The organism is Subdoligranulum sp. APC924/74 (assembly GCF_003324125.1).
Taxonomy (GTDB): domain Bacteria; phylum Bacillota; class Clostridia; order Oscillospirales; family Ruminococcaceae; genus Gemmiger; species Gemmiger qucibialis.
This window is the reverse complement of sequence record NZ_PSQF01000054.1, coordinates 1-19,955: the sequence shown is the minus strand read 5'-3', so window position 1 is coordinate 19,955 and position 19,955 is coordinate 1. Positions and strand designations below refer to the sequence as shown.

Annotated in this window: 13 protein-coding genes and 1 tRNA gene; 7 read left to right on the top strand and 7 right to left on the bottom strand. The window is 55.7% G+C overall.

Annotation, left to right across the window (positions count from 1 at the left end; genetic code table 11):
- Nucleotides 1-108 precede the first annotated feature (108 nt).
- The 4 genes from C4885_RS11480 to C4885_RS11465 form a co-directional block, all read right to left on the bottom strand.
- Entirely contained in the window at nucleotides 109-2,817 is a 2,709-nt protein-coding gene (locus tag C4885_RS11480) for a valine--tRNA ligase (RefSeq protein ID WP_114000460.1), read from the bottom strand.
- 397 nt (nucleotides 2,818-3,214) lie between these two features.
- Entirely contained in the window at nucleotides 3,215-3,748 is a 534-nt protein-coding gene (locus C4885_RS11475; protein WP_114000459.1) for a TIGR00730 family Rossman fold protein, read from the bottom strand.
- Between the two features lie 60 nt (nucleotides 3,749-3,808).
- On the bottom strand, nucleotides 3,809-4,204 hold the full coding sequence (locus C4885_RS11470) for a hypothetical protein (RefSeq protein WP_147237832.1): 396 nt from the start codon (nucleotides 4,202-4,204) through the stop codon (nucleotides 3,809-3,811).
- A gap of 64 nt (nucleotides 4,205-4,268) precedes the next feature.
- Nucleotides 4,269-5,507, bottom strand: a complete 1,239-nt coding sequence (locus tag C4885_RS11465) for a nucleotide sugar dehydrogenase (protein ID WP_114000457.1) — start codon at nucleotides 5,505-5,507, stop codon at nucleotides 4,269-4,271.
- Between the two features lie 976 nt (nucleotides 5,508-6,483).
- On the opposite strand from C4885_RS11465, the gene C4885_RS11455 reads away from it, so the two are divergent.
- Together C4885_RS11455 and C4885_RS11450 are read left to right on the top strand one after the other, a co-directional pair.
- The gene (locus C4885_RS11455; RefSeq protein WP_114000455.1) at nucleotides 6,484-7,215 is read left to right on the top strand and encodes a PASTA domain-containing protein; all 732 of its coding nucleotides are present in this window, start codon (nucleotides 6,484-6,486) and stop codon (nucleotides 7,213-7,215) included.
- A gap of 136 nt (nucleotides 7,216-7,351) precedes the next feature.
- Nucleotides 7,352-7,428, top strand: a tRNA-Arg gene (locus C4885_RS11450).
- A gap of 552 nt (nucleotides 7,429-7,980) precedes the next feature.
- Here the strand turns inward: C4885_RS11450 and C4885_RS11445 are convergent.
- Nucleotides 7,981-9,846 carry a fructose-specific PTS transporter subunit EIIC gene (locus C4885_RS11445; RefSeq protein ID WP_371681665.1) on the bottom strand — a complete coding sequence of 622 codons (1,866 nt, stop codon included), beginning with the start codon at nucleotides 9,844-9,846 and terminating at the stop codon, nucleotides 7,981-7,983.
- Nucleotides 9,847-10,109: 263 nt separating this feature from the next.
- Complete coding sequence (locus C4885_RS11440) at nucleotides 10,110-11,222, bottom strand: ABC transporter ATP-binding protein (protein WP_114000454.1); 1,113 nt, start codon at nucleotides 11,220-11,222, stop codon at nucleotides 10,110-10,112.
- Between the two features lie 130 nt (nucleotides 11,223-11,352).
- Here C4885_RS11440 and C4885_RS11435 point away from each other — a divergent pair, with 130 nt between their 5' ends.
- From C4885_RS11435 to C4885_RS11425, 3 genes are all read left to right on the top strand, one after another.
- A complete protein-coding gene (locus tag C4885_RS11435) occupies nucleotides 11,353-12,153 on the top strand; it encodes a helix-turn-helix domain-containing protein (RefSeq protein ID WP_114000453.1) in 801 nt (266 codons plus the stop codon).
- A 266-nt stretch (nucleotides 12,154-12,419) separates the two neighbouring features.
- Nucleotides 12,420-14,204 (top strand): ABC transporter ATP-binding protein, encoded by a 1,785-nt coding sequence (locus C4885_RS11430; RefSeq protein WP_114000452.1) that lies wholly within the window; start codon nucleotides 12,420-12,422, stop codon nucleotides 14,202-14,204.
- On the top strand, nucleotides 14,197-16,080 hold the full coding sequence (locus tag C4885_RS11425; RefSeq protein WP_114000451.1) for an ABC transporter ATP-binding protein: 1,884 nt from the start codon (nucleotides 14,197-14,199) through the stop codon (nucleotides 16,078-16,080). Before C4885_RS11430 ends, C4885_RS11425 begins: the two co-directional genes overlap by 8 nt.
- Before the next feature lie 59 nt (nucleotides 16,081-16,139).
- On the opposite strand, the gene C4885_RS11420 is transcribed toward C4885_RS11425, so the two are convergent.
- Nucleotides 16,140-16,859: a GntR family transcriptional regulator gene (locus tag C4885_RS11420; protein ID WP_158538881.1), complete on the bottom strand. Its 720-nt coding sequence runs from the start codon at nucleotides 16,857-16,859 to the stop codon at nucleotides 16,140-16,142.
- A gap of 334 nt (nucleotides 16,860-17,193) precedes the next feature.
- Between C4885_RS11420 and garR the strand changes: the two genes are divergently transcribed.
- Nucleotides 17,194-18,081, top strand: a complete 888-nt coding sequence (gene garR, locus C4885_RS11415; protein WP_114000449.1) for a 2-hydroxy-3-oxopropionate reductase — start codon at nucleotides 17,194-17,196, stop codon at nucleotides 18,079-18,081.
- A 158-nt stretch (nucleotides 18,082-18,239) separates the two neighbouring features.
- The gene (locus tag C4885_RS11410; RefSeq protein WP_114000448.1) at nucleotides 18,240-19,475 is read left to right on the top strand and encodes a glycerate kinase; all 1,236 of its coding nucleotides are present in this window, start codon (nucleotides 18,240-18,242) and stop codon (nucleotides 19,473-19,475) included.
- Nucleotides 19,476-19,955 lie beyond the last annotated feature (480 nt).

Below are 19,955 nucleotides of genomic sequence, written 5' to 3'. Positions count from 1 at the left end.
TTTTGGCAACGCAGATGCCGTGCCGCAGCCGCCGAAGCGGTGCTTAAGCCGCTAGGCGGGAATTGTGCGGTGTTGCCCTTATTATAATGTGAACGGCGCTATCGCTTATCAGCCCAATGCCTGGATAGACTGGTTGATGTTGGCGATTTTATCTTCGCTGGCGGCGAGCTTGGTGCGGGTTTCGTTGACCAGCTTTTCGGGGGCGCGCTCCACGAACTTGGGGTTGTTCAGCTGGTTGCGGAACATATTGGCTTCTTTCTCGGCCTTTTCCAGCTCCTTATGCAGGCGCTTGAGTTCCTTTTCGCGGTCGATCAGCTCCATCATGGGGATAAAGCCGCGGGCGGCCGGGGTAACAACGGTCACAACGCCATCGGTGGTGCCGGTGTACTTTTCGGTCAGGGCAACATCCGTTGCAAAGGCAAAGCGTGCCAGGTAAGCGCCGCCTTTCTGGAAGGCTGCCGGGTTGGCAGTCTCGATGGTCATGCTGGTCTTTTTGGCCGGGTGCACGTTCATATCATTGCGGATGGTGCGCACTGCCTTGATGTAGTCCATCAGCACCTCAAAGTCGGCACATTCCTGCGGCCAGGCGGTCATCTTGCCGACGTCCGGCCATTCCTGGGTCATGATGGTCTCGGCGCTGCCGGGCAATGCCTGGTAAATCTCCTCGGTGATGAACGGCATAAAGGGATGCAGCAGCTTGAGCGCCTTATCCAGCACCCACACCAGCACCTTGCGGGCGGTGTCTGCCTGCTGGGCGTCCTCGCCGTTCAGGCGGGACTTGCAGATTTCGATATACCAGTCGCAGTAGATATCCCAGATAAAGTTTTCCACCTTTTCGGCAGCCAGGCCCAGCTCGTACTTATCCAGGTTGGCGGTCACTTCGGCGGCGGTGCGTGCCAGTTCGGAAAGCACCCACTTATCGCTCATATCCAGCAGTTCTTCGGCGGGCATGCCCGGCTCAAAGTCCTCCGGCAGGTTCATCTGCACAAAGCGGGAAGCATTCCACAGCTTGTTGGCAAAGTTGCGGCTTGCTGTCACTTTCTCATCGCTGTAGCGCATATCGTTGCCGGCGGTAGAACCCACCATCAGCATCATGCGCAGGGCATCGGCGCCGTACTCGTCAATAACTTTCAGCGGGTCAATGCCGTTGCCCAGAGATTTGGACATCTTGCGGCCCTGGCTGTCTCGCACAATGCCGTGGATCAGCACGGTGTCAAACGGTGCCTTGCCGGTGTAGGCCAGGCCGGAGAAGATCATGCGGGAAACCCAGAAGCCGATGATATCATAACCGGTCACCAACGTGTTGGTGGGGTAGAAGTAGTTGTAATCCTCGGCGTTCTCATTCGGCCAGCCCAGAGTGCTGAACGGCCACAAAGCAGAGCTGAACCAGGTATCCAGGGTATCGGGGTCCTGGGTCAGGTTGGTGCTGCCGCAGTGCGGGCAGGCTGCGGGGGCAGACTTGGCAACGGTGGCTGCACCGCAGTCAGCGCAGTACCATGCCGGGATCTGGTGGCCCCACCACAGCTGGCGGCTGATGCACCAATCGCGGCTGCCGCGCATCCAGTTCAGGTAGTTCTTGGTAAAGCGGTCCGGCACAAACTTGATCTCGCCCTTTTCCACGCTCTCAATGGCGGGCTTGGCCAGGGGTTCCATCTTGACGAACCACTGCTTAGACACCATGGGTTCAATCACGGTATGGCAGCGGTAGCAGGTGCCGACCTCATGCTTCAGCGGCTCGATCTCTTTCAGGTAGCCGGCTTCCTGCAGGTCTGCCACAATGGCCTTGCGGGCTTCGGCGGCGGTCATGCCGGCATACTTGCCGCAGTCCAGCACGTCCGGCTCATCAGCGGAAGCATGGCCACTGGCTTTCAGGGCATCGGCGGCAGCCTTATCATCAGCGCCGGTCATGTGGCCGTCATAGGTCAGCACGCGGATGATGGGCAGGTCATGGCGCTTGCCGACCTCAAAGTCGTTGGGGTCATGGGCGGGGGTGATCTTCACAACGCCGGTGCCTTTTTCCATATCGGCGTGCTCATCGCACACGATGGGAATCTCTTTGTTCAGCAGCGGCAGAATGACATGGCAGCCGTGCAAGTGGGTATAGCGCGGGTCCTCGCCGTTGATGGCAACGGCGGTATCGCCCAGCATGGTTTCGGGGCGGGTGGTGGCCAGTTCCAGCATCTCACCGGTCTCCTTGACCGGGTACAGCAGGTGCCAGAAACTGCCGTCCTTCTCCTCGTATTCCACTTCGGCGTCAGAGATGGAAGTGTTGCAGTGGGGGCACCAGTTCACCATGCGGTTGCCGCGGTAGATCAGGCCCTTATCATACAGGCGCACAAACACTTCTTTCACGGCGTCGGAGCAGCCCTCGTCCATGGTAAAGCGCTCACGCTGCCAGTCGCAGGAGCAGCCCAGCTTTTTCAGCTGGCTGACAATGCGGCTGCCATAAGTGTTTTTCCATGCCCAGGCGCGCTCCAAAAAGCCATCGCGGCCCAACATTTCTTTGGTCAGGCCCTCCTCGCGCATGGCGGCAACCACCTTGGCTTCGGTGGCAATGGAAGCATGGTCGGTGCCCGGCACCCACAAAGCGGCATAGCCCTGCATACGCTTGTAGCGGGTCAGGATATCCTGCCAGGTTTCGTCCATGGCGTGGCCCATGTGCAGCTGGCCGGTAACATTCGGCGGCGGCATTACGATGGTGAACGGCTTTTTGCTGCGGTCGATCTGGGTGTGGAAATAGCCCTTATCGCACCATTCCTGGTAAATTCGATCCTCTGTGCCTTTGGGATCATACTGCTTGGCGAGTTCTTTTGCCATGATGGCCCTCCTTGATGTGCGGGACGGAAATAAAAAATCAGGCCGCCCCATGATGTTGTAAACATGGGACGGCCTGACGATGTTCCAAAACATGTTCAGTACCGCGGTACCACCCAAATTGCCTGCCGTTTTATATATGTTTTATATAAAGGTAAGCCACTTGACCGCCCGGTAACGGGGGCGAAACGAAGCAGATTACTGCGCACACGGCGGTTCGCCTGCCCTGCTTGGGGGCGACAAACCGCCGGGCACGCCCTGCCGGTTTTCAGCTGCCCCGGCTCTCTGGAAAGAACGTCTGCCCGCGGAACTCCCCCGCACTGCATTTGGTATCAATATATTACCCCGCCGCAGCGGTATTGTCAAGTGCTGTGCGGCGTACGGTGATATTTCGGCGTTTTTATGCTTTCAGAATCTGCTTGATCTGCTCCAGGTTCTCCGCAAACCAGATTCCTTCCTGCCGCTCTTTTGTCGAAAGCCCGGTTTCGATCATATGATCCAGCAGGGTTTTCAGACCGTTATAATAGCCATTCAGGTTGTACAAAATGCAGGGAGCCTCCAGCTGCTTGAGCGATACCTTGGACATGACTTCGGCGATCTCCTCCAGCGTACCCGTTCCACCGGGGAACGCAATAAACGCATCGCCCCGCCTGATCATCTCGGTCTTGCGCTCGGTGATGGTTTCCGTCACGATCAACTCCGTCAGACCGTCATATTGCAGGTCATCCTGCATAAACAGGGTGGTCTCCACGCCGGTCACGGTTCCGCCCGCATCCAGAACGCTTTTGGCAATTTCGCCCATCAGCCCGGTTTTGGAGCCGCCATACACCAGCGCGTTCCCGCTTTGGCCAATCCATTGCCCCAGTTCCTGCACTGCCCGTTTCAGCGCCGGGTCATTGCCCTCTTTTGCGCCAAGATATACCGTGATATTCATTGCCTGCTCCTCCTGTTCTTTCTGCCATTTATAACTCAGCGGTTCGCAGCCCCAGCTCTCCTATTCCTGCCACCCTTTCAGCCGGATTGGCGAAAGTTCCAGCACAAAATGTTCCTCTTTCACACCCGTTTCAGGGTAAAACCTTGCCTTGCACACTTCCACCCCGCCAACTGTATGGCGGTAGTTTTCCTCGCAGCTGCCCAGCACAACATATTGGCAGGCGCGGTATTCCATCATTCCGTCCGCACCGGGTTCCAGTGGGGATGTTTCCAGCGGCTTTTCAATCTCCACGCCAAGCCCCGCCAGATATTCCGCTACCGCCGGGTAGGCTGCTTTGACCCGTGCACAATAATTTTTGCAGTCATTGCAGCTGCAAAGTTCCCCCGGCCCCATGGCCTGATAATACTGCCGCGTTTTTTCTGCATCCACGTTGATGATCGTTCCCAACCCTATCATTTTGCTTCCTCGTTAAAATATGGGGCATGCGCTTTGCAATGCCCCATGTCTTGTTTATTGCTTTTTAGTCCCGGCGGAAAATGTCGCGGGTGTATACCTTTTCTTTCACATCGTCCAGCACGCTGTCGTACCGGTTGGCAATGATTGCCTGGGACATTGCCTTGAACTGTTCCAGGTCGTTCACCACTTTGCTGCCAAAGAACGTTTCCCCATCGTTCAGCGTCGGCTCATAGATGATCACCGTTGCCCCCTTTGCCTTTACGCGCTTCATCACGCCCTGGATGGAGCTCTGGCGGAAGTTATCGCTGTTGCTCTTCATCGTCAGGCGGTATACCCCGATGGTCACCGGCTTTTCCTGTGCGGCATTATAGTCGCACTCCTCACCGTAATCATAGTACCCGGCCATGCGCAGCACACGGTCCGCAATAAAATCCTTGCGGGTGCGGTTGCTTTCCACGATTGCACCGATCAGATTTTCCGGTACATCGGCATAATTGGCCAGCAGCTGCTTCGTATCTTTGGGCAAGCAGTAGCCACCGTAACCAAAGCTGGGGTTGTTGTAATGGCTGCCAATGCGCGGATCCAGGCAAACGCCATCAATGATATCTCTGGTGTTCAGGCCCTTGCTTTCGGCATAAGTATCCAGTTCGTTAAAATAGGCCACGCGCAGCGCCAGATAGGTATTGGCAAACAGCTTGACCGCCTCGGCTTCGGTAAAGCCCATGTACAGGGTATCCACATCCTGCTTGATGGCACCCTCCTGCAAAAGCCCGGCAAATGTATGGGCGGCTTCTACCAGGTGCGGGTCGTTGGGGTCGGTGCCCACAATAATGCGGGAAGGGTACAGGTTGTCATACAGCGCTTTGCTTTCCCGCAAAAACTCCGGGCTGAACATAATGTTCTTGCTGCCGGTTTTCTTGCGGATCTGCTCCGTGTAGCCAACCGGAATGGTAGATTTGATTACCATAACCGCATTGGGGTTCACCTTCATGACCAGGTCGATGACAGATTCCACCGCAGAGGTATCAAAGTGCTGGGTCTTGCTGTCATAATTGGTCGGCGCCGCAATCACAACAAAATCCGCATCGCGGTAGGCCGCTTCCCCGTCCAGCGTGGCGGTCAGATCCAGGTCCTTTTCCGCCAGGTATTTTTCAATGTATTCATCCTGAATGGGGGACTTCCTGTTGTTGATGCTGTCTACCTTGCTTTTGATCAGATCCACCGCACAAACCGTGTGGTGCTGTGCAATCAGGCACGAAATTGACAGACCCACATAGCCTGTACCCGCAACTGCAATTTTCATATAGTTCCCGCCTTATTTTGTATTTTTACTTTGGGCAATACCGCATAATTCTAAGTGCCGATACGGCGAGCGAGGTGCGGCAGATACTAAGCCAAAAGCGCAGATAATACTGGATGCTGCAAAGGTGAGCGCCGCCAGTGGCGGAAACAGCGAACCGAAGCAGGGGCAGCGGTCGCAGAGTGCGAGGGGCTTTTGCCCTCGAAGCACGATGCGGGTACCGCAACCCGACATTATCGAGCATTTTGGCAACGCAGATGCCGTGCCGCAGCCGCCGGAGCGGTGCTTAAGCCGTCAGGCGGGAATTGTGCGGTGTTGCCTTTGCTTATATGTTAATCGTACCATCCAACCAGCCAACGGTTTTACCGTCCCTGTTCAGAACAGGGCAAACACAAACCGCTGCATATAAAATACAGAAAGTACCGCAATTTCAGACTGTCAAAAAAATTTTTGCAGGGGCACATTGTGCGCCCGATACCATTTACCCTGTGAGCAGCCCAGCGAATGACTTTCATTCGTTGAATTATTAGGGTGTATCTGAAATGTCGAAAATATCGTCTGTTTCTACAAACGCAAAATCCTGCTTGTGTTTGCGAAATATCCGTCATTCTCTTTGTTTTCAGATACACCTTCGAAAAACGTTATCCACCCCTACATACTCTATAAGAGAAAGACACCTTTTTTCGACACATTGCACACTTTTATTTGTAGATATTTTTGTTTTTATTATATCATAGTCCCCGCCAAAATGAAACACCTCACCCCCGATGAACAAACCTATTTGCGTTTTGTCTGATTTTCTCTTCGCACTTGGCAGCCCCATGTTTCGCGTGCTATACTGAACCCAAAGAGACAAGATTCCTATCTGTAAAAGGTCCTGCCTGTTCTCCGCCGGATCGTTCTTGTTTGTCATATGTATTTTTATTATCATTTATACAATATGTATCTTTCATAAGCTGTATTAAGCGAGGTAACCTCCATGCCTGCTTCTCACCATTCACTTTTCCTTACCCCGCTGCGGGTTCTCGCCTGCCTGGCGCTGCTTTCTGTTGTGGCAGCTGGCATTGCCATCACTGTCATTTTGTCCCAAAGCACCAACCCCATGTTTTCCATCCGGCGGGAAGTCATCGTTCCCGATTTGTCTGGCATGGACTGGCAGCAGGCCCAGGTTGAACAGAGCGCCGCCCAGCTTTCCATCGTGTGGGATACCCGCTACTCTGCCCAAGCGGAAGGCATCGTCATCGCCCAAAAGCCCACCGCGGGCAGCACCGTCAAACAGGGGCAAAAACTCATACTGTCCGTCAGCAAAGGGCCAAACACCATCACCGTACCGGATTTGAAAGGCCAGAACCGTTCCGATGCCATCCAGACCCTGCGGGATGCCGGTTTTACCGTTTCCGTCGATTATATCCGCAACGATCCCACCCTGCAGGCCGATACCGTTATTCTGCAATCTCCTGCCGCCGGCACCGCACTGGAAGCCGGGGACTGTATTACCCTTACCGTTGCCCGTGCCGTACCAGACCCGTTCCGCCAGGTGCCGTCCCTGCTGGGCATGTCGGTCGCCGAAGCGCGCCGCCGCCTTGCCATTGTGGAGCTGCTGCCCACTCTGACCCCCTCCAATCTGACCGAGGGTACCATCACCGCACAGGATCCCCTGCCCGGCACCCTTTTGCACCGCAACGCCCATGTGCGGCTTGTTACAAAATAGTTTGTCGCACTATCGTTAAAAATAAGTTTTCTTTAGAAAAATCAAAAAAAATCCTTGACTTTCCGCTGCCGTATGCTATAATAAATGAGCACTTGAGGTTAGGCGCTCCGCCAACCGCCTGTGAACTGAATAAGATGCGCTGGTAGCTCAGCTGGATAGAGTGTCTGACTACGAATCAGAAGGCCGGGGGTTCGAGTCCCTTCCAGCGCACCAAGAAAAGCAACGATTAAACATTATGTTTGTCGTTGCTTTTCTTTTTATGTTAGGGTGTACCTGAAAAGTCGAAACTATCGCCTATTTCTACAAACGCAGCGGGATTATGCGTTAAAAAGCCTTGGAATCCACAAAGGATTCCTGCGGCTCTTTGCCTTATATCCTGCTTGTGTTTGCGAAATATCCGTCATTTTCTTTGTTTTCAGATACACCTTAGCAAAACACTTTGCATTAGGCGCTTATTTGGCGCTTAAATCTTTTAAGGATATCATATAGTAGAATGATATGCCCCCTATATAGCGAACAGTGAAATAAAACACTGAAGGCTATATAGGGGGCATATCTGTCAGGCTTTTGTGCAAATTTTTATTTGCCTATCGGCTGTCGTGTATTGCTTGAGCAGCGCCCAAAAGCCTTTTTCTAAATCATCAGGTCAATTTGTTGGCTGTTCCTCATCCTTAGGCGGGTATTTTCTGCGTAAAGCCGCAAGGGTCACCGCCGTCAACAGACTGCCCATCAGTAAGGCAAGCAGATACCGGAACGGATGCGGGTTCAGCGGCAGCAAGAACATGCCGCCGTGCGGGGCTGGTACGGCACAACTAAACAGCATGGACAGCGCCGCCGCCAGGGATGCACCCACCATACAGGCGGGAATGACATGCAGCGGATCCCGCAGCACAAAGGGGACGACCCCCTCGGTGATAAAGCAGGCCCCATCAGGTAATCCGTCATCGCGGTGTGGCGTTCTTTGGTGGTAAAACGCTCCGGGAACAGGGTTCCCGCCAGAGCAACGCCCAGCGGCGGCACCATGCCGCCCGCCATAACGGCAGCCATAAATTCTTCCTGGCCGCCGGCCAGGGCAACCGTGCCAAACAGATACGCCGCTTTATTGATCGGCCCGCCAAAGTCAACGGCCATCAAAGCTCCCAGCACCGCGGCCAGCACCACGCGGCTGCCGCCCTGCATACTGGCCAACAGCTGGTATATCCAGGTATTAAACCGTCCAAGCGGCGCATTGACGAGGAATACCATCATAAAGCCGACCACGGCCAGGCTGGCCACCGGATATAGCAGTACTGTTTTGATATGCACCAATGCCGATGGCAGCCGCTTGAATGCCGTCCGCAGCAGTTTTACCACAAGGCCTGCCGCAAAGCCCGCAATCATAGCGCCCCAAAAGCCGGAGGACACCCATTCCGCCTGCGGTGCCAGCGAGGTTCCCTGGATGGCCAGCATACCGCCCGCCATACCGGCCACCAATGCGGGCAGATCCCCCACCGACATGGCAATGAACCCGGCCAGCACAACGTACATCAGATTAAATGAGGTATTACCAATCGTGCGCACCAGCATGGCAAGGGACGTTCCCCGCCCGAACATTTCTGCGCCCGCATTACCACGGTCCAAAAAGTAGCTTAACGCAATCAATATACCGCCACCGGTGATAAAGGGAATCATGTGGGAAACGCCGTTCATCAGGTCGGTGTAAAGCTTGCGCCCAAATTCCTGCGTGGCGGCAGCACCATCTTTTGCGCTGCCTGCTTTACGGTTGCACCCCATGCCCGGCACACTTTCATCCTCCGGTTCCAGCGGAGCTGTGCCGGACAGCGCGCGGTGCAGCAGCATTTCCGGGTCTTTCAACGCCTGGGAAACCGGCACGCGAAGCACCGGTTTGCCCGCAAAGCGGGCGGTTTCCACGGCTTTATCCGCCGCCACAATGATGCACTCTGCGTTTTCAATTTCCTGTTCGGTCAGGTGGTTTTTCACCCCGTCTGCACCGTTGGTTTCCACCTTGATGGCAATATGCATTTCTGCCGCTTCGGCTTCCAGCGCTTCGGCCGCCATATAGGTGTGGGCAATGCCGGTGGGGCATGCCGTTACAGCCAGCACGCGGGGGGCAAGCCGCGGTTCGGTCAGCGCAGCTTCGGCCACTGCCTCAGCGCGGGCCTCACGGGCGGTCTCGCCCTGTTCCCGCTTAGCGATCACCGCCAGAAATTCTTCCGGGGTTGCTGCTTGCTTCAATTCCTCACAGAACAGCGGTTCCATCAGCAGCTGAGCCAGCCGCGCCAACACCTGGATATGCAGGTCGTTTGCACCATCCGGAGCTGCGATCAAAAACAGCAGCCGTACCGGGGCACCATCCAGTGCCTGGTAGTCGATCGCCTCCCGCAGCGTTACTGCCGCTAGCGCGGGCACCAGCACCGCGTTGCTTTTGCCGTGGGGAATGGCCACCCCGCCACCAACGCCGGTCGTGCCCTGGGCTTCCCGTTCCAGCACATTTTTTTCGTATTCGCCTGCATCCCGCAAGCATCCGGTGCGGTCCAGCATGCCCACCATTGCGTGGATGGCCATGGCCTTATCCGCCACCTGCATATTCAGTGCAACGCGTTCCGGCACCAGTAGATCTGTGATCTGCATCGGTCGGCTGTCCCCCTTTGCTTCAAACATCCTATCCTGGGGCGATCCCGAAAAGCCGAAAATACAGCCTGTTTTTACAAACACAACCGCCATTCTCTTTGTTTTCAGGCACACCCCTCGGCAGGGCTTTTCCCTGCCCATTTGCTCTTACACCCGCTGCACTGCCTCTGTGCAACGCTTGCGCAATTGTTTGCGCTTTTGCCTTAACAAAAGGCGGCTCCGCACAAGAGCGGAGCCGCCTAAAAAGTTCAAATTACTGTTGATTAGTTCAGCAGGGTCAGCTCGGTCTCAGGATCGAACAGGTGGATCTTATGCGTATCCATAGCCATGGTGACCTTGTCGCCGCGGCGGGACTTGGAGGTCGGGGCAACGCGAGCCATCAGGTTCTGGCCCTTGTAGGTCAGGTACAGATAGATCTCAGCGCCCATCAGCTCGGAAACTTCAACCTCAGTATCGATATGGCTGGAAGGATGCTTCTCCAGGAACTCTTCGTCATCCTTCATATCCTCAGGACGGATACCAACCTTCAGGCTCTTGCCAACGTAAGCGGCCAGTTTGCCATCGGCGGTCTTTTCCTGCGGCAGGGGGATCACGGTGCCGTCCAGATCGACGACATAGGTATCGCCATTCTTCTGCAGGGTGCCGTCCAGGAAGTTCATCTGGGGGCTGCCGATGAAGCCGGCAACGAAGATGTTGCAGGGGTAATCGTACAGGTTCTGCGGAGTATCGACCTGCTGGATGACGCCATCACGCATAACAACGATGCGGTCGCCCATGGTCATAGCTTCGGTCTGGTCATGGGTAACATAGATGAAGGTGGTAGCCAGCTTCTTGTGCAGCTTGATGATCTCGGTACGCATGCTGGTACGCAGCTTAGCATCCAAGTTGGACAGAGGCTCGTCAAGCAGGAAGACGGCCGGGTTACGAACCATTGCGCGGCCCAGAGCAACACGCTGGCGCTGACCACCGGACAGAGCCTTCGGCTTACGGTCAAGCAGGTGCTCGATTTCCAGGATCTTAGCAGCTTCACGAACGCGCTTGTCGATGTCGTCCTTGGGCATCTTGCGCAGTTCCAGGCCGAATGCCATGTTCTTGTACACGGTCATGTGCGGGTACAGAGCGTAGTTCTGGAACACCATGGCGATGTCGCGGTCTTTCGGGGGAACATCGTTGATCAGGCGGTCACCGATGTACATTTCGCCCTTGGAGATTTCTTCCAGACCTGCGATCATACGCAGGGTGGTGGACTTACCGCAGCCGGAAGGACCGACGAAAACGATAAATTCCTTATCAGCGATTTCCAGGTTGAAATCCTTAACGGCAGTAACATTGCCCGGATAGATTTTGTAAATATGACGGCAACTAATGCTGGCCATGGGTCATTACCTCCAAATTGGTTTTTATGATTTTATTGATACGCTCAGCACGTATTTTTCTTGACAAATCTATAATAGCAGGGTACGATTGAAAAAGATATAGCACTTTATTGATATTGGAGGTCAGAAATTGATATTTGATCCAACCACCTGCTGCGCCTGCGCCGCAGTGCAGGAGCTGCAGGGCGAAGCGCCGCTTACCCTTTCCGGCGAGGGCCTTTGGGCAGGGGTACTTTCCAGCGGGCAGTGCGTGCTGGAATGCCCCGGCAGCCAGAGCGCGGCGGGCTCCTCCGGTGATCTTTTGCTGGGCTTTGGCACCTTCACGCTGCGGCCCGTTACCCCCTGCCATCTGCTGTGCGTGCGGCTGACCGGGCTGGCCGTGCAGCAGTTTTTGGCCGGGCTGCCGCAGCCGCGCTTTGCGGATGGGGCTTCCTGCCCCAGTGCAGCGGAGCTGCTGGCCCGCGTGTGCGGTGCCGGGAATGCCGACGATGCCGCCAGCGCCGCCGCCCCCTACACCCTGCTGTGCGCCCTTGCCCACGGGGACGAGGAATCCCGCCATCTTTCGCCGTTGGTAGCCCGCGCGGTGGAAGCCATCCGCGATAACTACATGGCCCTGTACGGCGTGGAAGAACTCAGCGCCCAGCTTGGGGTCAGCAAGTGCCACCTTGTGCGGGTCTTTTCTTCCGAGATGGGCATGCCGCCGGGCCGCTTTTTGACCAGCGTGCGCATTGAAGCTGCCAAACTGCTGCTGGCCGAGCGGGAGTACAGCCTGGAAATGATCGCCGGGCTGTGCGGTTTTTCCGGTGCCAACTACCTGTGCCGCGTGTTTAAGCGGGAAACGGGTTTAAGTCCCGCCGCCTGGCGTGAAACCGCCGCCCACAAAGCCGTGGTGCAAAAGCTGCCCGCCCGCAACAACGAAATCTATGTGTAAAAGCAGTTCATTTTGTATCCTTATCATTTTGTATCCTTATATAAAGAAGAAACATTTGTGTATCCAGAAACAACCTATTTCCTATCGAGACCGTAGGGGCTATGCTTCATAATAAAAGACGCTTCCCCCCTGTTCGGCTGTATTCCCCACTTTTTCGCGTTTTGCGTTGACTCAACCGTTCCCGTCCTATATACTGAAAGATACGGCACTTTTGCCGCCGACCGGGCTGCCCGGCTGTATCCCTGCAAGGAAAAGGAGGAGATGCCGTGATTTTCGGCAAGTACATCAACCGTTATTACCTCAAAAATGCGCCCGTGCTGCTGCTTGGGCTGCTGGCCCTTTTAATGGTTGACTATATCCAGCTGTTGATCCCCCAGTTTTACCGTCTGGTCATCAATGGGGTCAACCTGGGGCAGGTGGTCGTAAACGGCCAGACCCTGCCCTTTACCAAAGAGGTTTTGCTGCAGCACATCTGCCTGCCCATGATCTGGATCGTGGTGCTCATGGTCATTGGGCGCTTTTTGTGGCGTATCTGCTTTTTCGGCTCCGCTGTGCGGGTTGCTGCCAACCTGCGCGAGCGGATGTTTGACCACAGCCGCCAGCTTTCGCAGCAGTATTACCAGGTTAACAAGGTCGGCAACCTGATGAGCCTTTACACCAATGATATTGATACCATCCAGGAATGTTTTGGTGATGGTATCCTGATGTTCTTTGACGCTTTGGTTCTCGGCCTGATGGCCCTGTACAAAATGTGGCGCATGGATTATAAGCTCACCCTGCTGGCTTTGATCCCTGCCCTCATCATGTTCGGCATCGGCACCGTCATGGGCACCGCCATGACCAAGCGCTGGGAAGAACGCCAACAGGCATTCTCCGATCTTTCAGACTTTGCACAGGAGAATTTCTCCGGCATTGCCGTTATCAAGGCGTTTGTCAAAGAGCTGAAAGAGCTCATAGCATTCCGCAAGCTGAACAAACAGAACGAGGAGATCAACGTCATCTACACCAAAATTGCCACCCTGCTGGAAGTGCTCGTGACCCTGTTTGTCGAATCCGTCATCTGTGTCATCCTGGGGTATGGCGGTTATCTGGTCTACCAGGGCCGGTTCAACGCGGGCCAGCTGGTAGAGTACATCGGCTATTTTGAGGCCATCGTCTGGCCCATCATGGCAATTTCCATGCTGATCGAAAAGACCTCCCGCGGCAAGGCTTCCCTGAACCGCATCACCGAGCTGCTGGACGCCCCCATTGATGTGGCCGACCGCCCCGGCGTGCAGGAGCTGCAGAACCCGCAGGGCAGTGTGGAATTCCGCCACCTGACCTTCCGCTACCCGGACGGCGAATACGATGTGCTGCAGGATATCTCCTTCACCATCCACCCCGGCGAAAGCGTGGGCATTGTGGGGAAGACCGGCGCGGGCAAAACGGCGCTGGTGGACCTGCTGCTGCGCACCTACAACGTGCCGGACGGCACCCTGTTTGTGGACGGCAAGGACGTGAACACCCTGTCCATCCATTCTGTGCGCGCTGCCTGCGCCTATGTTCCACAGGACAACTTCCTCTTCTCGGATACCATCGCCCACAACATCGGCTTTGGTGTGGACGATGCCTCCCCCGAAATGATCGACCACGCCGCCAGCCTGGCCGATGTGCGGGACAACATCGTGGACTTTAAGGATGGTTACGAAACTGTTCTGGGTGAGCGCGGCGTGACCGTTTCCGGCGGCCAGAAGCAGCGCATCTCCATTGCACGCGCCCTGCTGAAAGACGCCCCCATCCTGATTCTGGATGACTCTGTTTCCGCTGTGGACACCCGCACCGAAAAAATCATTCTGGACAACCTGAAATCCAGCCGCGCCAACAAGACCACCCTGCTGATTGCCCACCGCATTTCCACGGTGGAGCGGCTGGACAAGATCATCTTCCTGGATGATGGCAAGATTGAGGCCGTCGGCCCCCACGATGAGCTGTACACCAGCTGCCCCAAGTACCGCCGCATGGTGGACCTGCAGCGGCTGGAAGATGAAGCCGGAGGTGATGACAATGCTTAATATAAACCCGCTTTTGCTGGTTGGCGGCGTCATCGGTGCCGTTACCGCGCTGCTGATTTTTGCTTACGCTTCGGTCAAAGATAAAAAGACCGCCATGGGTTTTGAGCGCACCATGGCAGACGGCGAGATTCTGCGCCGCCTGTTCGCCTATGCCAAACCGTACTGGGCCAAGTTTCTTCTGGTTCTCTTCCTGATGCTCTTCTCCATCGCTTACGACATTATCTCTCCCCTAATCGTCGGTGCGATCGAAGAACTTGTCGCCGCCGATTTTACCCTCAGCCGCCTGTTCGCTTCGGTCGCGGTCTATGCGGGGATTCTGGTGTTCTCGATGGCAAGCACCTATTTTCAGGCGGTCATTCTGCAGCGGGTCGGCCAGCGCATCATCTCCGATCTGCGCGAGGATCTGTTCACCCACATTGAGTCCCTCTCCCACGAGCAGCTCAACGAGATCCCGGTTGGCAAGCTTGTTACCCGCGTTACCAACGATACCAACGCCATTTCCATGATGTTCACCAACCTTTTGGTGAACCTGACCAAAAATGCGTTCGTCATTTTGGGCATTCTGGTGGCCATGCTCTGCCTGAACTATGCGCTGACCCTGATGGTGCTCTGCTTTGTTCCCTTCATCGTCATCTTCACTGTCATCTTCCGCAAGTTTTCCCGCCGGGCCTACCGTAAGGTCAAGGATGCCACCACTGACATCAACACCTATCTTTCGGAGAACCTTTCCGGTATCAAGGTCACCCAGATTTTTGGCCGCGAGGACGAAAAGATGGCGGAATTCTATCAAAAAAGCCAGACCCTTTCCAAGGTCACGCAGGAACAGATTTTTGTGTTCGGCGTATTCCGCCCACTGGTCTACATGCTGTACATCAGCTCTATTTTGTGCCTGTTCTACCTGGGCGGCATGGGCCACCTGAACAACGTTTCTTTCCTGGGGCAGACCATCACCGGCGGCACCATCGTCACCTTCTACATGTACATTTCCAAGTTCTTTACCCCCATCCAGAACCTGGCCGAGCAGTTCAACTGGCTGCAATCCGCGCTGGCCTCGTCGGAAAAAGTCTTTTCTATTATGGACATTCAGCCCAAGCTGGTGGATGCCCCCGACGCCATTGAGCTGACCGATGTAAAAGGCGAAATTGAGTTCCGCGATGTCTGGTTCAGCTATATTCCCGGCGAATGGGTGCTGCAGGGCGTTTCGTTCCATGTTTCCCCGCGGGAAACCGTGGCTTTTGTCGGTTCCACCGGCTCCGGCAAAAGCACCATCCTGTCCCTCATCTGCCGCAATTACGAGTTCCAGAAGGGCGAAATTCTGATTGACGGCATCGACATCCGCAAAATCAAAATTTCTTCCCTCCGCCGCCATTTTGGACAAATGCTGCAGGATGTTTTCCTCTTTTCCGGCACCATCCGCAGCAACATTGTCCTGCGGGAGGATAACATCTCGGACGAAGAGATCATGCAGGTCTGCCGCTATGTCAACGCTGACCACTTCATCAACAAGCTGGACCACGGCCTGGATGAGGAAGTGCGCGAGCGCGGCAACAACTTCTCCGCCGGTCAGCGCCAGCTGCTCAGCTTTGCCCGCACGATCATCCACAAGCCCAGCGTGATGATTCTGGACGAAGCAACCGCCAACATTGATACCGAAACCGAGCTTTTGATTCAGGATTCTCTGGAAAAAATGCGCACCGTCGGCACCATGCTGATCGTTGCCCACCGCCTTTCCACCATCCAGCACGCGGACAACATCATCGTGCTGTCCCACGGCAAAATTCTGGAGCAGGGCAGCCACCAGGAGCTGCTGGCCCGTCATGGGCGGTACTATCAGCTGTACACCCTGCAATACGACAAAGAACAGCTCAGTTCCTGATTTTATCTTCCATAACAGCAGTGCCCCCTGCAGCAATGCAAAGCTGCCGGGGGCACATTTTATTTTGCTTTTTTGTCCGCTTCGGCGGTTGTTTTGGGCTGTGCATCCGCTGCCTGTTTCAGGGCTTCCTGCTCAGAAAAATGCTGGATAATTTTATCTTTCGCCAGCTGCAAATGGCGCTTGTTGATGGCCCTTGCCTCGTCCGCATTGTTGGTCAGCAGGCAGTGCACAATATCGCGGTGCTCTTCCATCGATTCATTAAAGCGCTGGGTACTTGTCAGCGAATAAATACGGAACTGCTGGTTCAGCGAATGGATCCTTGCATACATGGATTCCAAAAGGCTGTTGCCGCACAGTTCAATCAGCAGCCCATGCAGCTTAGAATCCATATCCGTGTAGGCACGCAGGTTCTTTTGGGCGTGCAGCCGCTCCATCTCGTTCAGGCAGTCGATCAGCTGCTGCATATCCGCCGTGGTCAGGTGATGCTGCAGCTTGCTGATGGCGTAATCTTCCAGCAAAACGCGCAGGTCAAAAATTTCCTCAATGTCCCGCGCGGTAAACTCTTTTACAAACACACCCTTGTTGGGGATCTCCACCACCAGCCCGTCCGAAGCCAGCTGGCGCAGTGCTTCCCGGATGGGGCTGCGGCTCACGCACAGGCGCTCTGCCAGCTCGTTTTCCTGCAGCCACTGGCCGGGAGCAAATCTTCCTTCGCAGATATCATCCTTCAGGATCTGATACACCTGATTGCGGATCGTTTTGATTGGGCGGCGTTCCATAGCTCTTTCCTTCACTTTCCCTTGTGCGGGTTGGCCCCCGCAGCGCATCCGTATTAACCGGAGATATTTCTATTATTCTATCACACGTTTTGCCCTTGTGCAACGCAGTCCCCCTTATTTTTCTGACTTTTTACCTATATTTTTATGTGTTTCACAAAAGTTCTTCTTGCAATTTGTATAATCTATTACTATAATAAAATTGTTTTTATCTTGCCCGCCGCTTTTGTCCCGGCAGGGTATCCCATGTTTTCCTGGGGTGTATCTGAAAAGTCGAAAATTTAGTCTATTTCTTTGTTTTCAGATACACCTTACAAAGAAAGGGTCGTGTGATCGTATGAAAATTGGTTTTATCGGTCTTGGCATTATGGGCCGCCCCATGGCCAAAAACCTGCTCAAAGCCGGCTATGACGTTACGGTGGACAGCCACTCCCCCGCCGCCGCAGCTGAGCTGGAAGCCTGCGGCGCCAAAGTAGCCGACCAACCCACCATCGGCTCCACCTGTGATCTTGTGCTGACCATGCTGCCCAACGCCCCGCAGGTTAAACAGGTCATGCTGGGTGCAAACGGCGTTGCCGCCCACATGCAGCCCGGCTCCACCTTTATTGATATGACCTCCCTGAACCCCATCGCCAGCAAGGAGATTGCCGCCGAACTTGCCGCCCGCGGCATCCAGATGCTGGACGCCCCCGTTTCCGGCGGCGAACCCAAGGCGATTGACGGCACCCTTTCCTTCATGGTCGGCGGCGAAGAAGAGGTCTTCAACACCTTCAAACCGGTCCTGCTGGCCATGGGTTCTTCCGCCGTGCGGTGCGGTGGCATCGGCGCCGGCAACACCACCAAGCTGGCCAACCAGATCATCGTGGCGGCCAACATCCAGGCTGTGGCCGAAGCCCTGACCTTGGCCCAGAAAGCCGGGGTTGACCCCGACCTGGTGTTCCAGGCCATCAAGGGCGGCCTAGCCGGTTCCACCGTCATGAACGCCAAAGCTCCCATGATGATCGAGGGCAACGATAAACCCGGCTTCAAGATTGACCTGCACATCAAGGACCTGAACAACGCCCTGGACTGCGCCCACACCGTGGGTGCCCCGGTGCCGATGACCGCCGAAGTGCAGGAAATTTTGCAGTGGCTGCACAGCAATGGCAAGGGCCAGGCGGACCACAGCGCCATTGCCCAGTATTACGAGCACCTGACCGGCATCAAGCTGGGCCGCGACCTGTAAAACCTCAAAATTCTGTTTTTTTGGCGGTGCGGGCATCCCCGTGCCGCCAAAATTTTGCCGCCAATTCTGTACGTTCTGCCGATTGCTGAATGATTGATTTACATGTTATAACAGAAATTAAAGAACCAACAAACAAAACAGAAAAGAGTGTGATCCCTATGTCTAAACTCCGCCAAGACGCTGACGCCATCATTCAGGCCGCCATCACCGCCGCCCAGCCGGACGAGGCCGTCCGCAAAGCGCTGGAAGGACGCGATTTCGGTTCCGGGCGCGTTGTGCTGGTTGCCGCCGGCAAGGGTGCCTGGCAGATGGCCAACGCCGCCAGCCGCATTCTGGGTTCCCGCATTGATACCGGTATTGTCATTACCAAATACGACCACAGCAAAGGCCCCATCGCCAACTTTACCATCCGGGAAGCCGGGCACCCCATCCCGGACGAGAACAGCTTTACCGCCACCCAGCAGGCGCTGGACCTCGTCAGCGGGCTGACCGCACAGGACACCGTGCTGTTCCTGCTTTCCGGCGGCGGTTCCGCTTTGTTTGAAAAGCCGCTCATCCCCGCCGCGGATCTGGAAGAACTCACCCACAACCTGCTGGTCTGCGGGGCGGATATTGTAGAGATCAACACCCTCCGCAAGCGCTTTTCCGGCGTAAAGGGTGGCCGTTTTGCCCAGCTGTGTGCCCCGGCCCATGTGGTTTCCATCGTGCTTTCGGATATTCTTGGCGATCCGCTGGATATGATTGCCTCCGGCCCCGCTTACCCGGATAGTTCTACCTGCGCACAGGCCAAGGAGATCGTGCAGAAATACCACCTGCCCATGACGGAGCAGATGCTGGCCCTGCTGGAGCAGGAAACGCCCAAAGCGCTGGACAACGTAGAAACCCAGATCACCGGCAGCGTGCGCCAGCTGTGCGCCGCCGCCGCTGCCACCGCCCGCACCCTTGGCTATGAGCCGCTGATTTTGACCGACTGCCTGAGCTGCGAAGCCCGGGAAGCCGGTGTGTTCCTGGCCAACATGGTGCGCTACCAGCGCACCGCGGGCCGCCGTATTGCCCTGATTGCAGGTGGCGAAACAGTGGTGCATCTGACCGGCCACGGTAAAGGCGGCCGCAATCAGGAGCTCGCCCTTGCCGCCGCTCCCGGTATCGCCGGGCTGGATGGCTGCGCGGTGTTCTCCGTTGGCTCTGATGGCACCGACGGCCCCACCGATGCCGCAGGCGGCTTTGTGGACAGCACCACCCAGGCCGCGCTGAAAGCCCAGGGCTGCGATATCTTTGCCACGCTGGCTGATAACGATGCCTACCATGCCCTGCAAAAATGCAATGGCCTGATCATCACCGGCCCCACCGGCACCAACGTCAACGATGTCTCGGTCGCTCTGGTCCGGGCGTGATGTTTCCATCGTGCCGTGGAGAAACCTTGCCGATGGTGATAAACTCTGCAAATCATTTGTAGGGGACGATGCGAGCATCGTCCCGGACGGGCCTTGCCCTCTATTTCCCCCATCATCCTCCGCAAGGTAACGTGCGCACATTGTGCGCCCCTACGGGTGGGATGCATGTTTTATGCCCGTTACACATTATAAACCAACCTGTAGGGAATGGTCTCGACCATTCCGGGACTTTGTGCTAAATGACCTAAGGCAGCACCGCACAATTCCTGCCTGACGGCTTAAGCACCGCTCCGGCAGCTGCGGCACGGCATCTGCGTTGCCAAAATGCTCGATAATGTCGGGTTGCGGTACCCGCATCGTGCTTCGGGGGCAAAAGCCCCTCGCACTCTGCGACCGCTGCCCCTGCTTCGGTTCGCTGTTTCCGCCACTGGCGGCGCTCACCTTTGCAGCATCCAGTATTATCTGCGCTTTTGGCTTGGC

Excerpts from the sequence above, each read along its gene's own strand:
- C4885_RS11480 (WP_114000460.1), bottom strand. The coding sequence starts at position 2,817 with ATGGCAAAAGAACTCGCCAAGCAGTATGATCCCAAAGGCACAGAGGAT.
- C4885_RS11475 (WP_114000459.1), bottom strand. The coding sequence starts at position 3,748 with ATGAATATCACGGTATATCTTGGCGCAAAAGAGGGCAATGACCCGGCG.
- C4885_RS11470 (WP_147237832.1), bottom strand. The coding sequence starts at position 4,204 with ATGATAGGGTTGGGAACGATCATCAACGTGGATGCAGAAAAAACGCGG.
- C4885_RS11465 (WP_114000457.1), bottom strand. The coding sequence starts at position 5,507 with ATGAAAATTGCAGTTGCGGGTACAGGCTATGTGGGTCTGTCAATTTCG.
- C4885_RS11455 (WP_114000455.1), top strand. The coding sequence starts at position 6,484 with ATGCCTGCTTCTCACCATTCACTTTTCCTTACCCCGCTGCGGGTTCTC.
- C4885_RS11445 (WP_371681665.1), bottom strand. The coding sequence starts at position 9,846 with ATGCAGATCACAGATCTACTGGTGCCGGAACGCGTTGCACTGAATATG.
- C4885_RS11440 (WP_114000454.1), bottom strand. The coding sequence starts at position 11,222 with ATGGCCAGCATTAGTTGCCGTCATATTTACAAAATCTATCCGGGCAAT.
- C4885_RS11425 (WP_114000451.1), top strand. The coding sequence starts at position 14,197 with ATGCTTAATATAAACCCGCTTTTGCTGGTTGGCGGCGTCATCGGTGCC.
- C4885_RS11420 (WP_158538881.1), bottom strand. The coding sequence starts at position 16,859 with ATGGAACGCCGCCCAATCAAAACGATCCGCAATCAGGTGTATCAGATC.
- garR (WP_114000449.1), top strand. The coding sequence starts at position 17,194 with ATGAAAATTGGTTTTATCGGTCTTGGCATTATGGGCCGCCCCATGGCC.
- C4885_RS11410 (WP_114000448.1), top strand. The coding sequence starts at position 18,240 with ATGTCTAAACTCCGCCAAGACGCTGACGCCATCATTCAGGCCGCCATC.